The organism is Lentibacter sp., assembly GCF_965657785.1.
Lineage (GTDB): Bacteria > Pseudomonadota > Alphaproteobacteria > Rhodobacterales > Rhodobacteraceae > Lentibacter.
The window spans coordinates 35100-48230 of record NZ_CBFHPP010000008.1 but is presented as its reverse complement, the minus strand read 5'-3'; the positions used below and the strand labels follow the sequence as shown (position 1 = coordinate 48230).

Annotated in this window: 15 protein-coding genes; 9 read left to right on the top strand and 6 right to left on the bottom strand. The window is 62.4% G+C overall.

Annotation, left to right across the window (positions count from 1 at the left end; genetic code table 11):
* Positions 1–13: 13 nt before the first annotated feature.
* Genes ACTF58_RS06845 through gatC form a run of 4 tightly spaced genes read right to left on the bottom strand, consistent with a single transcriptional unit; the run spans position 14 to position 3277 of the window.
* Positions 14–676: an N-acetylmuramoyl-L-alanine amidase gene (locus ACTF58_RS06845; RefSeq protein WP_438991230.1), complete on the bottom strand. Its 663-nt coding sequence runs from the start codon at positions 674–676 to the stop codon at positions 14–16.
* Positions 677–699: 23 nt separating this feature from the next.
* Complete coding sequence (locus ACTF58_RS06840; RefSeq protein WP_438991229.1) at positions 700–1455, bottom strand: hypothetical protein; 756 nt, start codon at positions 1453–1455, stop codon at positions 700–702.
* A gap of 47 nt (positions 1456–1502) precedes the next feature.
* Positions 1503–2990, bottom strand: coding sequence for an Asp-tRNA(Asn)/Glu-tRNA(Gln) amidotransferase subunit GatA (gatA, locus tag ACTF58_RS06835; protein WP_438991228.1), 1488 nt, complete (start codon positions 2988–2990; stop codon positions 1503–1505).
* Positions 2990–3277 carry an Asp-tRNA(Asn)/Glu-tRNA(Gln) amidotransferase subunit GatC gene (gene gatC / locus ACTF58_RS06830; protein ID WP_438991227.1) on the bottom strand — a complete coding sequence of 96 codons (288 nt, stop codon included), beginning with the start codon at positions 3275–3277 and terminating at the stop codon, positions 2990–2992. Before gatC ends, gatA begins: the two co-directional genes overlap by 1 nt.
* 248 nt (positions 3278–3525) lie before the next feature.
* On the opposite strand from gatC, the gene ACTF58_RS06825 reads away from it, so the two are divergent.
* On the top strand, positions 3526–4221 hold the full coding sequence (locus tag ACTF58_RS06825; protein WP_438991226.1) for a metal-dependent hydrolase: 696 nt from the start codon (positions 3526–3528) through the stop codon (positions 4219–4221).
* A 201-nt stretch (positions 4222–4422) separates the two neighbouring features.
* Here the strand turns inward: ACTF58_RS06825 and ACTF58_RS06820 are convergent, their stop codons facing one another.
* On the bottom strand, positions 4423–4869 hold the full coding sequence (locus tag ACTF58_RS06820) for a nucleoside deaminase (RefSeq protein ID WP_438991225.1): 447 nt from the start codon (positions 4867–4869) through the stop codon (positions 4423–4425).
* Positions 4870–4931: 62 nt separating this feature from the next.
* On the opposite strand from ACTF58_RS06820, the gene ACTF58_RS06815 reads away from it, so the two are divergent.
* The 7 genes from ACTF58_RS06815 (at position 4932) to ACTF58_RS06785 (ending at position 12092) form a co-directional block, all read left to right on the top strand.
* Positions 4932–5762 (top strand): pseudouridine synthase, encoded by an 831-nt coding sequence (locus ACTF58_RS06815; RefSeq protein WP_438991224.1) that lies wholly within the window; start codon positions 4932–4934, stop codon positions 5760–5762.
* Positions 5763–5983: 221 nt separating this feature from the next.
* Entirely contained in the window at positions 5984–6862 is an 879-nt protein-coding gene (locus ACTF58_RS06810) for a 5-bromo-4-chloroindolyl phosphate hydrolysis family protein (RefSeq protein WP_438991223.1), read from the top strand.
* A 25-nt stretch (positions 6863–6887) separates the two neighbouring features.
* Positions 6888–8087 carry a toxic anion resistance protein gene (locus ACTF58_RS06805; RefSeq protein ID WP_438991222.1) on the top strand — a complete coding sequence of 400 codons (1200 nt, stop codon included), beginning with the start codon at positions 6888–6890 and terminating at the stop codon, positions 8085–8087.
* Between the two features lie 4 nt (positions 8088–8091).
* Positions 8092–9042 carry a DUF2927 domain-containing protein gene (locus ACTF58_RS06800; RefSeq protein ID WP_438991221.1) on the top strand — a complete coding sequence of 317 codons (951 nt, stop codon included), beginning with the start codon at positions 8092–8094 and terminating at the stop codon, positions 9040–9042.
* A 21-nt stretch (positions 9043–9063) separates the two neighbouring features.
* The gene (locus tag ACTF58_RS06795; RefSeq protein WP_438991220.1) at positions 9064–10179 is read left to right on the top strand and encodes an SPFH domain-containing protein; all 1116 of its coding nucleotides are present in this window, start codon (positions 9064–9066) and stop codon (positions 10177–10179) included.
* A 161-nt stretch (positions 10180–10340) separates the two neighbouring features.
* Positions 10341–11429: a primosomal protein N' (replication factor Y) - superfamily II helicase gene (locus ACTF58_RS06790; RefSeq protein ID WP_438991219.1), complete on the top strand. Its 1089-nt coding sequence runs from the start codon at positions 10341–10343 to the stop codon at positions 11427–11429.
* Positions 11430–12092, top strand: a complete 663-nt coding sequence (locus ACTF58_RS06785) for a nitroreductase (RefSeq protein WP_438991218.1) — start codon at positions 11430–11432, stop codon at positions 12090–12092.
* 6 nt (positions 12093–12098) lie between these two features.
* Here ACTF58_RS06785 and ACTF58_RS06780 read toward each other — a convergent pair whose 3' ends face one another.
* Positions 12099–12608 carry a peptidoglycan-binding domain-containing protein gene (locus tag ACTF58_RS06780; RefSeq protein WP_438991217.1) on the bottom strand — a complete coding sequence of 170 codons (510 nt, stop codon included), beginning with the start codon at positions 12606–12608 and terminating at the stop codon, positions 12099–12101.
* Positions 12609–12807: 199 nt separating this feature from the next.
* Between ACTF58_RS06780 and ACTF58_RS06775 the strand changes: the two genes are divergently transcribed.
* The gene (locus tag ACTF58_RS06775; RefSeq protein ID WP_438991216.1) at positions 12808–13131 is read left to right on the top strand and encodes a 2Fe-2S iron-sulfur cluster-binding protein; all 324 of its coding nucleotides are present in this window, start codon (positions 12808–12810) and stop codon (positions 13129–13131) included.

The following is a 13131-nucleotide window of genomic DNA, read 5'->3' as shown; positions in this document are numbered from 1 at the left end:
GCGGCGCAAGCCCTCAAAGCGGGTCGCGCGCCACAGGCCACTTGGTCGCCAAATCCGCCATCAAAGCCGCATCCTCGCGGCTCAGCGCCCCCGTCCCCCAAGGCCGGAAGCGCAACCGAAACGCCTCCAGCACAAGCGCATCCTCCACATCCCCGACAGGATAGCCAAACCGCGCCGCATCCGCGTAAAAATCGCCGCGCCCAGCGGCCCCCGCAACAGGCCAGACAGACAGCCCCCCGCGCGCCAGCCGCGCCCAGTCAAACCGCGCCCCGGGGTCGCCCTTGCGCCCGGGCGCCATATCCGAATGTCCAATCACCCGCGCAGGTCCAATGCCCCAACGCGCCATAATCCCAGCCATCAGCGCCTCAAGCCCCGCCATCTGCGGCGCGCCAAACGGATGATCGCCACGGTTGGCCAGCTCGATCCCGATCGAGCGCGAGTTCACATCCCTAACATCCCCCCAGCGCCCCGCGCCCGCGTGCCAGGCGCGGCTCTCCTCCGCCACAAGTCGGGTGATCTGGCCGCGCTCCGAAATCACATAATGCGCCGAAACTTCAGCCTCAGGCGCACAGAGCCGCGCAATCGCCGCCTCGGCGCTCTCCATGGCCGTGTAATGGATCACAATCAAATCAGGGCGCGCAGCCTCTCGCCGCGCGCCCTGATTTGGCGATCTCACATCGCAAATGTTCAGGCTGTCGCTCACTCCTCTGGGCGCGCTGCCAGCCCCGCCGCTTTGGCCGCGCGAAACGGCGCAGGGTCCCAAGAGCAGGCATAGCCGTCGCCGTCAGGGTCAAGCCCGAGACGGTCGCGCTCTGGCCCGCCTTTGGCCAAAAACGCGCTTTGCGCCAAGTCAGGCGCAGGATATTTCGCACAGTTGCGGGTGTATTTTGCCTGCAAATTCAGTCCGACACGGCGATAGATCCCCTGTCCGCGCGGGTTTGAGGTGCTGAGCGCATATTCCACAATATTCGGCCCGCCCTGCCCCGAACGGGTCGGAACCGCCGTAGGTGTCACATCCTGATACTGCGCCTTCAAAGCCGCGCGCCGCGCCGCATCGGCCTCAATGCTGCGTTCTGCGCCCACGGCGTCAAAATCGTTTTCCTGCGAAATCCCCGCCGCATTGATCACCGCTGGCGGCGGGTTGCTGGGGCTGGCCTCAAGCACCTGCCCCTCAGGGCGCGTCGCGTCCAGAACCGCGCTGGCCTCTGACGCCAGATCGCCCTCGGGCGTGCCCGCCAAAGCCGCCGTGTCGAGCGTTTCCGCACTGACAGCATTCGGCGCAGGCAGAGCCGTGCCGTTCAGCTTTGCCTCCCGCGCCGCCTGCTGGGCGTCATAATCTTGATAATTGCCAAAGCCGACGCCTGCGCCCGCATCGGGCGCTGCGCTGTCAGGAATGGCAGGCGCACAGGCAGCCAAAGCCAATCCTGCAAAACTCATCACTATAAAAGTCTTCACGATCAATCCTGCCTTTTTAGCGAAATTCTCTTTTATTTCGCCGCCCCTTACCACCATTTCGCTGGTTTGGCCACAAAACCGGCCGCCTGCTCGAGCGCATAGGCGGTATTCAGCAAATCGCCCTCTTCCCAAGGCCGCCCGATCAGTTGCAACCCCAAAGGCAGACCCTGGCTGTCGCTCCCTGTCGGAACCGCAATTCCAGGCAGCCCCGCAAGGTTCACCGTCACAGTGAAGACATCATTGAGATACATCGCAATCGGGTCCGCCTCAGACATTTCGCCAAGGCCAAAGGCAGCACTTGGCGTCGCCGGGGTGAGGATCGCATCGACACCCGCCGCAAAGACCTCTTCAAAGTCGCGCTTGATCAGCGTGCGCACCTTGCGGGCGCGGTTGTAATAAGCGTCATAAAAGCCCGCCGACAAGACATAGGTCCCGACCATCACACGGCGCTGGACCTCGTGGCCAAAGCCCTCCGCACGGGTCTTTTCATACATCTCGGTGATGCCATCCCCCGCCGCAAGACTGGCGCGGTGGCCATAGCGCACGCCATCATAGCGCGCGAGGTTGCTGGAGGCCTCCGCAGGCGCAATCACATAATAGGTCGGCAAAGCGTATTTCGTGTGCGGCAGGCTGATGTCCACAATCTTGGCCCCCGCCGCCTTGAGCATCTCCGTGCCCTCGGCCCAGAGCTTTTCAATCTCCGCAGGCATCCCCTCCATGCGGTATTCGCGCGGAATCCCGATGGTCTTGCCGCGGATATCTCCCGTCAGCATGGCCTCGAAGTTTGGCACAGCCAGATCGGCGCTGGTGCTGTCCTTCGCGTCATGGCCGCACATGGCTTCCAGCATGATCGCCGCGTCGCGCACGTCTTTGGTCATAGGCCCCGCCTGATCAAGACTTGAGGCAAAGGCCACAACCCCCCAGCGCGACACGCGGCCATAGGTCGGCTTGATGCCGGTGATGCCGGTAAAGGCCGCAGGCTGACGGATCGAGCCGCCGGTGTCTGTGCCCGTCGCCGCAAGGCAAAGGTCCGCCGCCACAGCCGAAGCCGAGCCGCCCGACGAGCCGCCCGGCGTCAGCTCTGCATCACTGCCCTCGCGCCGCCACGGGTTCACAGCGTTGCCGTAAGCCGAAGTCTCGTTTGAAGAGCCCATAGCAAACTCGTCCATATTGAGCTTGCCAAGCATAACCGCGCCCGCATCAAACAGCTGGCTGGTAACGGTGCTTTCGTATTCTGGCTTGAAGCCCTTAAGGATATTGCTCGCCGCTTGGCTTGGCACGCCCTTGGTGCAGAACAGATCCTTAATGCCAAGCGGAATGCCGCACATATCCGGCGCATCGCCCGCCTTGAGGCGTGCATCCGCCGCTTTGGCCTGCTCACGGGCAATCTCGGGGGTGTGGTGCACAAAAGCATTGAGCGCGCCCGCGCCCTCGATCTCGCCAAGACAGGCCTCGGTCAGCTCAAGGCTGGTGACATCGCCCTTTTTGAGCGCATCGCGCGCCGCTGCAATCGTCAGTTTGTTCAGATCAGCCATTATTCCACCACCTTCGGAACCGCAAAAAAGCCCTCGCGCGCATCGGGCGCATTCGCAAGCACTTTGGCCTGCTGGCCGCCGTCGCTCACAACGTCCTCTCGGCGCGGCAGGCGCATGGGCGTGACAGAAACCATCGGCTCCACACCCTCAACATCCACTTCGCTAAGTTGCTCGATAAACCCGAGCACCGCGTTGAACTCTTCGGCCAAAGCCGGCAAATCCGCCGCCTCAACCCTGATCCGTGCCAGCTTGGCCACTTTGGCCGCTGTGTCCTTGTCAATTGACATGGGGTCACTCCGTTTCTGTGTTGCCCATTTTGTGTTGCCCTGCCTTTAGCGCGCAGCGCGCCCCGCTTCAACCTGCTTTGCCAATCTGACTTTGCCAATCTAACAGCCGCACTTCGCCCTTCCCCTGTCCATACTGTGGTCTATACTGCCCGCCATATAGGCTGCCATACAGGATTTCGCACAGGACTTAACACGGAATTTAGCACTGGATTTCGCACTGGCATTTTCGCCCCAATCGGAGACACATCATGCAAATTATCTGGCTCGGCCACGGCGCATTCCGCTACGCCATCGGCGGCAAGGTCCTCTTGGTAGACCCATGGCTCACAGGCAACCCCATGCTGCCCGAGGACAAACACGACGAGGCCGTAGAGGGCGCGACCCATATTTTGCTCACCCATGCACATTTCGACCATGTCGTAGATGTGCTCCCGCTGGCCAAAAAACACGCGATTCCCGTGCTCGGCCAATATGATCTCATGGCCCATTGGCAGGCCAGCGAAGGCATTGAAACTATTGGTTTTAACAAGGGTGGAACGGTCGATCTTGGCTCTGTGCGGGTGACAATGGTCCATGCGGTGCACTCAAGCTCCTTCGGAGGAGAAAACGGCCCCTCGGTCCCGGGAACAGAATGCGGCTATGTCATCGAAGGCGAAGGCCACGCAATCTATCACTCAGGCGACACCGAGGTGATGGCGGATATGCAAATCATCCATGATCTGCACAGGCCTGATATCGGCGTGCTCTCGGCGGGAGGGCACTTCACAATGGATATGCGCCGCGCCGCCTATGCTGCCAAAAAATTCTTCAATTTCAAAACCCTGATCCCGGGCCACTACCGCACCTTCCCGCTCCTTGAACAATCCGCAGAGCTGCTCACCCGCGCGCTGCCCGACGTCGAGGTGATCGAACCCGAAGTTCTCAAACCGATCCGCTTCACCTGACACCGCCCAAAACACCACCCCAAAACGCGGCCTTCGCCCCAGCCTTACCCAAAACCTTACCCCACAACCTTTTTCTTTCTAAAAATATCCTCGGGGGAGTTTGAGGGGGCAGACAGCCCCCTCAAGAGGTCGGGGGAGTTTGAGGGGGCGGCTAGCCCCCTCAACGGGTCGGATGGCCCGAAGGGCCATTCGACCCGAACCTCAGCGCTTGCCTGCGAAAAATTCTTCCAGCAAAGCCGCGCTCGCCCGCGCCCCGATCCCCTCATAAATCTCAGGCACATGATGACATTGCGCATGGTCAAAAATGCGCGGCCCCTGCGCCACACCGCCGCTTTTCGGATCGCCCGCCCCGTAATACAGCCGCGCCACACGGGCGTTGGCGATTGCCGCCGCACACATAGGGCAAGGCTCCAGCGTCACATAGAGCGCCGCACCCTCAAGCCGCTCCTGTCCAAGCAACGCGCAGGCCGCGCGGATCACAAGCATCTCGGCGTGCGCTGTCGGGTCATGCGTCTCGCGGCAGCGGTTCCCCGCCTGCGCCACAATTGCGCCGTCCAGCACAAGACAGGCCCCCACAGGCACTTCGCCCCGCGCGCCCGCCGCCTCGGCCTCTCTCAAAGCCACATTCATATGCGTATCAAACCCCATATCTCCTCTTGCCCCATGAAAGCCCTCTTTCGCAAGAGCCGCGAATGCTCTAAGCGAGGCCCATGAGCAACACACCCAAATCAGACCGGCCCGCACACCAGCCCGCCGCCACCCCCGAAGGGGATCGCATCGCCAAGGTTATCTCCCGCGCAGGCGTCGCCTCGCGCCGCGAGGCCGAACGGCTGATCGAGCAGGGCCGCGTCTCGGTCAATGGCAAGGTCATCACCAGCCCCGCGCTGAACATCACCAGCGCCGATAAAGTCGTGGTCAACGGCAAGCCCCTCAAAGCCCCCGAACCGCCACGGATGTGGCTCTACCACAAGCCCCAGGGCCTCGTCAGCACCAACAGCGACGAACAGGGCCGCGAGACGATCTTTGACAAGCTCCCCGAAGGCCTGCCCCGCGTGATGACGGTGGGACGGCTCGATCTCAATTCCGAAGGGCTCTTGCTTCTGACCAATGATGGCGGCGTCAAGCGCCAGCTTGAGCTGCCCTCCACAGGCTGGCTGCGGCGCTACCGCGTGCGCATCAAAGGCCGCCCCACCGAAGAAAGCTTTGAGCCCTTGCGCCGTGGCCTCACAGTTGATGGCGAAAACTTCCAGCCGATGATCGTGACGTTGGATCGCCAGCAAGGCGCCAATGCCTGGGCCACAATCGGCCTGCGCGAAGGCAAAAATCGCGAGATCCGCCGCGCAATGGAGGCCGTCGGCTTTTCCGTGAACCGCCTCATCCGCGTCTCCTACGGCCCGTTTCAACTGGGTGATCTCAAGCAAGGCGAGGTGCAGGAGCTGCGCGCCAAAGTGATCCGCGACCAGCTCGGCCTCCAGACTCCGGACGCCCCCGCAGAGAAGCCCGCCCGTGGCAAAAAACCGGTCCGCCGCCGCACCCGCTAGGATCAGGCCCCTAGGCCCCCAAAACCGGGCAAAACACGGCCTTGAAGCAAATCTTCGCGGTTTCCCCCTAGCGCCGCGCGCAGAGCTGACCTACCTTAAGCTAAAGCTTAAGCAACGATGGGGACTGGCGGGGGACACATGACCGAAACTGGCTTGCAGAAACTGGCCTTCGCACTTTTGGTGCTGCTCATGCTCTATGCCTCCACCTTCGGAGCGGCCTGATGTCAGAACGCTTTGGCGGAAAATACAGCCCCCAAACAGGCCATGCCGACGCGCGCAACAGCTACCAAGGCGCGCGCCGCTCTCGCGTGGGCGGGCGGGTCAATTTTCTCTTCCTCGCCCCCCTTCCCATGATCTGGCAGGCCTTCACATCCGCGCCCACCGAGATGTTCCTCTGGCTCGTGGCGCTGGCCACGCTGCTGCTGGCCGCTTGGCTCACCCGCGCAGGGCAACAGGCGCATGAGGCCTATGAGGCGCGCAAAGTGGCCCGCCGTCCGGCCCTGCCGCGCAAAATTCTCGGCTCGATTCTGACAGGCGCAGGCCTCGCCCTCGCGGGCTATACCGGCTTTGGCGGGCTTGAAGCCGCGCTCTTTGGGGGGCTCGGCCTTGTGCTGCACTTTGCCGCCTTCGGCCCTGATCCTCTGGCGAACAAAGGCATGGACGGGGTCGACCAGTTCCAGACCGACCGTGTCGCGCGCGCCATCACTCAGGCCGAGGAGCACCTCACAGCCATCAGCGCCGCCGCCCACCGCGCCGCCGACCGTCAGGTATCCTCACGTGTCGAGCGCTTCCAGACACAGGTGCGCGCACTTCTGCGCACCGTCGAGGAAGACCCGCGCGATCTCACCGCCGCGCGCAAATTTATGGGCGTCTATTTAAAAGGCGCGCGCGACGCGACCGAAAAATTCGCAGATCTCTACATCCGCGCCCGCAGCACCGAGGCCAAAAATGACTACCTCGCCCTCTTGAGCGATCTGCAAGACAGCTTTTCTGCCAAAAACCGTCATCTCCTGCTCGATGATCGCAGCGATCTCAACATCGAAATCGAAGTGCTGCGCGACAGGCTCGCCCAAGAAGGCATCCGTTTAGACAAGTCCTAATTTTATCAAGAAAGTGAGGTCCGACATGACCACAGACACCCAGAAAAAAGCCCAAGACGCCCTCGCCCTTGTGGAGGAAGTCAACGCCGTGGTCCTGCCAGAACCGGTGGAGGCCAACGCCGTGGTGCCCATGAGCGAAGCCAAAGGCGCGCTTGGCAAAGAGATCAAATCGCGCATGAGCGAGCTCGATATGAGCGACACGCAGTCAATCGTCAGCTTCGGCTCCGCCGCCCAAGCCGAGCTTCAGGTGATTTCCCAATCCATGCTCGCCGGTGTGCGCAACAAGGATGTCGGCCCCGCAGGCGATAGCCTGCGCGGCATTGTCACCACCATCCGCGGCTTTTCCGTGAGCGAGCTTGACGTGCGCCGCGAGCGCTCGTGGTGGGAAAAGCTGCTTGGCCGCGCAGCACCTTTTGCGAAGTTCACGGCCAAGTTTGAAGAGGTCCAAGGCCAGATCGACCGTATTACAGAGAGCCTGCTTGCGCACGAGCACACGCTTCTAAAAGACATCAAATCGCTCGATATGCTCTATGAAAAAACCCTCGCCTTTTATGACGAGCTGGCGCTCTACATTGCCGCAGGCGAGGAAAAGCTGCGCCTGCTCGACACAAAAGACATCCCCGCCCTTGAGGCCAAAGTCGAAAAAGTGCCCGAGAACGACAAAGTCATGCGCGCCCAAGAGTTGCGCGATCTGCGCGCCGCACGCGACGATCTGGAGCGCCGCGTGCATGATCTGAAACTGACGCGTCAGGTCACAATGCAATCGCTCCCCTCGATCCGTCTGGTGCAGGAAAACGACAAATCGCTCGTCACCAAGATCAACTCGACCCTCGTCAACACGGTGCCGCTCTGGGAGACACAGCTCGCCCAAGCCGTAACAATCCAGCGCTCCGCCGAGGCCGCCGCCGCCGTGCGCGACGCCAATGATCTCACCAACGAGCTTTTGACCGCCAACGCCAAAAACCTGCGCGACAGCAACCGCATGATCCGTCAGGAAATGGAGCGTGGCGTCTTTGATATCAATGCCGTCAAACAGGCCAACGCCGATTTGATCGGCACCATTGAAGAGAGCCTCCAGATCGCCGATGACGGCAAGGCCAAGCGCGCCGCCGCAGAAGTCGAACTGAAAAAGATGGAAGCCGAGCTGCGCGACACGCTCGCCGCCGCCAAGGCCCGCAAAACAGGCACAGGTGACACCGCAGGCACAGCGGTGCCAGCAGGCTAAGCCCATGGCCCGCACGCGCCGCATCTTTGCCCGGACAGGGGCCGCTCTCTTGGGGCTGTCCCTTCTGGCCGGCTGCGATCTGCCCCTGCGCGACAGCCTGAAACCAGAGGCGCGCCCCGAAGCCGTTCCAGCGGCGGAGCTGGCCCCGCCCTCGGCCCGCTCTCAGGCTTTGGCCGCCTATTATCAAAGGCTCGAAAACCGCCTGCTCAGCCAAGGCCTTCTGCGCCGCGACGGCGGCGGCCCCGACACCGCCTTTGACGCCAAGAATCTGGCCGACAATTTTGCCGCCATCGCCTTTTATGACGAGCACGCAAGCGGCAATTTCCTCAGAGGCACCCAAGCTCTGAGCAACTTTCACCCGTGGCGCGGCCCCGTGCGCTTTGAGGCCCACTTCGGCCCCTCCGTCGCCCCCGATCAGCGCGCTGCAGATCGCGCCAGCATCAAGGCCTACGCCGCCCGCCTCGCCCGCGTGACGTCCCACCCGATCAGCATGGCACCGCAGGGCAACTTCCACATTCTTGTCATGAGCGCCGATGACGGCCCCGCCCTGCGCGACACCATAGCGCGCGTCTGGCCCGACTTCCCCCAAGCCCGCATAGAGCGCCTGCTCACCCTGCCGCGCGACATCTACTGCCTTGTGCACACCAACACCCCCTCCGCACAGGAAGGGGAGGAGCGCGCCATAACGCTCATCCGCGCCGAACACCCGCCGCTCATGCGCCTCTCCTGCCTGCACGAAGAGCTTTCCCAAGGCCTCGGCCTCTCCAATGACAGCCCCCTCGCACGGCCATCGATCTTCAACGACGACGAAGAATTCGCGACCCTCACAAGCCATGACGAGCTTCTGCTCAAAATGCTCTACGACCCCCGCTTGAGGAGCGGCATGAGCCTTGAAGAGGCCCGCCCCCTCCTTCCCCAAATCGCAACCGGGCTGACAGGCGACCCCGACAGCTAATACTTTAAAAAGGACCGTCCCATGGGCATTTTTGATTTTCTGACAGGCGAGTTTATTGATGTCATCCACTGGGTTGATGACACCCGCGACACAATGGTCTGGCGCTTTGAGCGCGAAGACCACGAGATCAAATATGGCGCCAAGCTCACAGTGCGCGAAGGTCAGGCCGCGGTCTTTGTTCACGAAGGCCAGCTCGCCGATGTCTTTACACCGGGCCTCTATCTGCTCGAAACCAACAATATGCCTGTCACAACAACCCTCAATCACTGGGACCACGGCTTTGAAAGCCCGTTCAAATCCGAGGTCTATTTCGTCAACACCACGCGCTTTTCCGACCTGAAGTGGGGCACCAAAAACCCGATCATCGCCCGCGATCCCGAGTTCGGCCCCGTCCGCCTGCGCGCCTATGGCAGCTACAGCATAAAAGTCAGCGATCCCGCCCGTTTCCTGACCGAGATCGTCGGCACAGACGGCGAATTTACCATGGATGAGATCAGCTACCAGATCCGCAACATCATTGTGCAGGAGTTCTCCCGCACCCTCTCCCGCGCAGGCATCCCCGTGCTCGATATGGCCGCCAACACCCGCGAGCTCGGCACACTTGTGGCCCGCGATATCGCCCCGCGCCTTGCAGACTATGGCCTTGAAATGCCGGAGCTCTATATCGAAAACATCTCCCTCCCCGAGGCGGTCGAGGCCGTGCTCGATAAACGCAGCGCCATGGGCGTTGTCGGTGATCTCTCCACCTACATGAGCTTTCAGGCCGCCGAGAGCCTGACCACCCAAGGGGCGGGTGCGGGCGCGCTTCAGGCCGGCGTCGGCGCAGGCTTGGGGATGCAAATCGCCCGCGAGGCTTCCCTGCAAACTGGCCCATGGGGCGCGCCTGCGCCCGCGGCCCAAATCGCGCCGCCCCCGCCGCCCCTGCCGCCCGTGGAGCAGGTCTGGCACATCGCAGAGGCGGGCAAAACACAGGGGCCATATTCCCGCGCTGCCATGGGCCGTATGGTCACAGATGGCGCGCTCACCCGCGACACGCTGGTCTGGACAGCAGGACAAGACGGTTGGAAAAAAGCCGCCGAGGTCACAGCCCTCGCCACGCTTTTCACAGTCCTGCCCCCGCCCCCGCCGATGCCCTGACATGAGCGCGCTCACACCTCTCTCAGAGTGCGCCGCCACCTTGCTCACACCTCCGCGCTGGCCAGCCAAGCCCGCGCCCCCCTTTCTTTTTGCTCCAAATATCCTCGCCGAAGGCCTAAAATCTCTTGTCTGACCCCGTTCCCCCAAACGCGCCCCCAAAGGTGAGCACAAATCACCGCTTCCCCTGCACAGCCTGCGGGGCCGACTTGCGCTTTGAGGCAGGCCAAGAGCGGCTCATCTGCGATCATTGCGCCACCACAGAAGAGATCGGCCACGCCTCTGCCCCTGCCATCCGCGAGCTTGACTTCAAGGCCGCCCTGAACGCCGCTCTACCCGCGCAAGAGATGGAAGAAACCCGCGTCTCCCACTGCCCCAATTGCGCCGCCGAGGTCACGTTTGACACGAGGACCCACGCCGCCGAGTGCCCCTTCTGCGCCACCCCCGTGGTCACAGACACAGGCGCCCACCGCCATATCAAGCCGCGCGGGGTGCTGCCCTTCGCCCTTGACGAAAAGAGCGCCCGCAAAGCGATGACAGACTGGCTCGGCAGCCTCTGGTTCGCCCCCAATGGCCTGCAGGATTATGCCCGAAAGGGCCGCGCCCTGTCAGGCGTCTATGTCCCCTACTGGACCTTTGATGCAGACACTGCCTCACGCTACACAGGCGAGCGCGGCACAGTCTATTACGAAACCCGCACCGTCCTGCGCGACGGCAAACGCGAGCGCCAGCAAGTCGCCAAAATCCGCTGGTCCCCCGCCCGTGGCCGTGTCGCGCGCCTCTTTGATGATGTGCTGGTGCTGGCCTCGCGCTCCCTGCCCAAAGGCTTCACAGATGCGCTTGAGCCATGGGATCTGTCCGCGCTCGAGCCCTACCGCCCCGAATATCTCGCAGGCTTTCGCGCCGAGGGCTACACCGTTGCGCTTGAGGAGGGCTATGAAGAGGCCCGCGCCCATATGGCCCGCGTGATCGAACGCGATGTCAAGTTTGACATCGGCGGCGACCGCCAGCGCATCCACGATATCGAAACCTCGGTCAAAGACGTGACCTTCAAGCATATCCTGCTGCCGGTCTGGCTTGCGGCCTATAAATACCGTGGCCGCAGCTACCGCTTTGTCGTCAATGGCCGCACAGGCCGCGTTCAGGGCGAGCGGCCCTATTCTGCATGGAAAATAGCCTTTGCCGTGCTGCTCGGGCTTATCATTGCGGGCGCATTGGGCTATCTCTACGGGCTTGAGCAAGGAGCCTTCTAAATGACATCCGCCCTCGACAAGACACTGCGCGCCCGCCACTCCTGCCGCGCCTACTGTCCTCAGCCCGTGCCGCGCCCCCTCATAGAGCAGGCCGTCGCCACAGCCGCCCGCGCGCCCTCCTGGTGCAATGCCCAGCCGTGGCAACTCGTCATCACCGGGGCCGCCGAAACCGCCCGCCTCGGGACAGCGCTCCACGCCCACGCCCAAAAACACGAGATGCAGCCTGATCTGCCTTGGCCCGAAAGCTACACAGGCCCCTACAAATCCCGCCGCTTTGACTGTGGAATGCAGCTCTATGATGCCGCCGCCATCGCCCGCGACGACAGAGACGCCCGCACCGCTCAAATGCTGGAAAACTTTCGCTTCTTCGGTGCCCCGCACATGGCCCTGGTCACAAGCCCGCGCGAGCTTGGCGCCTATGGCGCGCTGGATTGTGGCGGCTTTGTCACGGCCTTTTGCGCCGCCCTCACAGAGGCAGGCCTTGGCAGCATTCCCCAAGCCGCTCCAGCGGGCCACGCGCCCTTTCTGCGCGACTGGTTTGATCTGCCACAAGACCGCCTGATCCTCTGCACCGTGTCTTTTGGCTACAGTGACACAACCGCCCCGATCAACAGCTTCCGCACCCCCCGCGCCGAAACAGACAGCCTGATCGACTGGCGCTGACAGCCCTTAAGGCGAGCCGCGCGCAATCGCGACAAGCCCGAGCTTGCGCGCCGCCCAAAGCGACAAGATCGAGCTGTCCAGCCCCTCACGCGCCTGAAACCGGCGGATCGCGGCCCGCGTTGGCCCATCCATCTGGCCCGACAAAGCGCCTGTGTATAGCCCCCGCGCCTTCAGCGCGCGCTGCAAGCTGGCAATAATATCAGGCGTCAACTGGTCCTGACAGGGCGTCTCAAACCAAAGCTCGCGCCGCTCCGTCACAATCGCCTGCCGCGTCTCGCGCTTGTAGATCGGCTCGCTCAAAACCGTGCCATCCGAGGAGATCTGCGCCGGCTGCACCAAAATCTCCTCCGTCACGGTCTCAAGCACTGCGGGGCTGACATCCTTGCCCCAACAGGAGTTCGGATCAGAGCCGGGCGGCGGCGCAGCAAAACTCTCCACCCGCAAAGGCGCAACAGGGCTAATGAGGCGCGGCGCAGCACAAGCCGCCACAGCCAACCCCACACTCAATAATATCATCGCCCGTTTCACACGTTTGCTCGCCCGTTTTCGCTTTTGCCCCAAGATACGCGCAAAACCCGAGCGCCGCAAAGCCCGCATCAAACACCCATCACGAAGTTTTTGCCCTGTGACATCCCTGCAGGCACAATTAGGGCTGGCAGTGGCGCGTGCGCTTTTGTAACAAAACAGAAGCAAAATTTTTGAGGAGCGCTGCGCAATGGCGAAAATTACCTATATCGAGCACAACGGCACAGAACACGTTGTCGAGGTGGCCACTGGCCTCACCGTCATGGAAGGCGCCCGCGACAACAACATCCCCGGCATCGAAGCCGACTGCGGCGGCGCTTGCGCCTGCTCCACCTGCCACGTCTATGTGCACCCGGACTGGGTTGGCAAAATCCCCGCCAAAGACGACATGGAAGAAGATATGCTCGACTTCGCCTTTCAGCCCGACCCCGCCCGCTCGCGCCTGACCTGTCAGATGAAAGTCAGCGACGCCATGGACGGCCTCATTGTCCAGATGCCAGAAAAACAGATCTGA

Excerpts from the sequence above, each read along its gene's own strand:
- gatC (WP_438991227.1), bottom strand. The coding sequence starts at position 3,277 with ATGTCAATTGACAAGGACACAGCGGCCAAAGTGGCCAAGCTGGCACGG.
- ACTF58_RS06795 (WP_438991220.1), top strand. The coding sequence starts at position 9,064 with ATGGGCATTTTTGATTTTCTGACAGGCGAGTTTATTGATGTCATCCAC.
- ACTF58_RS06815 (WP_438991224.1), top strand. The coding sequence starts at position 4,932 with ATGAGCAACACACCCAAATCAGACCGGCCCGCACACCAGCCCGCCGCC.
- ACTF58_RS06800 (WP_438991221.1), top strand. The coding sequence starts at position 8,092 with ATGGCCCGCACGCGCCGCATCTTTGCCCGGACAGGGGCCGCTCTCTTG.
- ACTF58_RS06775 (WP_438991216.1), top strand. The coding sequence starts at position 12,808 with ATGGCGAAAATTACCTATATCGAGCACAACGGCACAGAACACGTTGTC.
- gatA (WP_438991228.1), bottom strand. The coding sequence starts at position 2,990 with ATGGCTGATCTGAACAAACTGACGATTGCAGCGGCGCGCGATGCGCTC.
- ACTF58_RS06825 (WP_438991226.1), top strand. The coding sequence starts at position 3,526 with ATGCAAATTATCTGGCTCGGCCACGGCGCATTCCGCTACGCCATCGGC.
- ACTF58_RS06820 (WP_438991225.1), bottom strand. The coding sequence starts at position 4,869 with ATGGGGTTTGATACGCATATGAATGTGGCTTTGAGAGAGGCCGAGGCG.
- ACTF58_RS06810 (WP_438991223.1), top strand. The coding sequence starts at position 5,984 with ATGTCAGAACGCTTTGGCGGAAAATACAGCCCCCAAACAGGCCATGCC.
- ACTF58_RS06805 (WP_438991222.1), top strand. The coding sequence starts at position 6,888 with ATGACCACAGACACCCAGAAAAAAGCCCAAGACGCCCTCGCCCTTGTG.
- ACTF58_RS06785 (WP_438991218.1), top strand. The coding sequence starts at position 11,430 with ATGACATCCGCCCTCGACAAGACACTGCGCGCCCGCCACTCCTGCCGC.
- ACTF58_RS06780 (WP_438991217.1), bottom strand. The coding sequence starts at position 12,608 with ATGATATTATTGAGTGTGGGGTTGGCTGTGGCGGCTTGTGCTGCGCCG.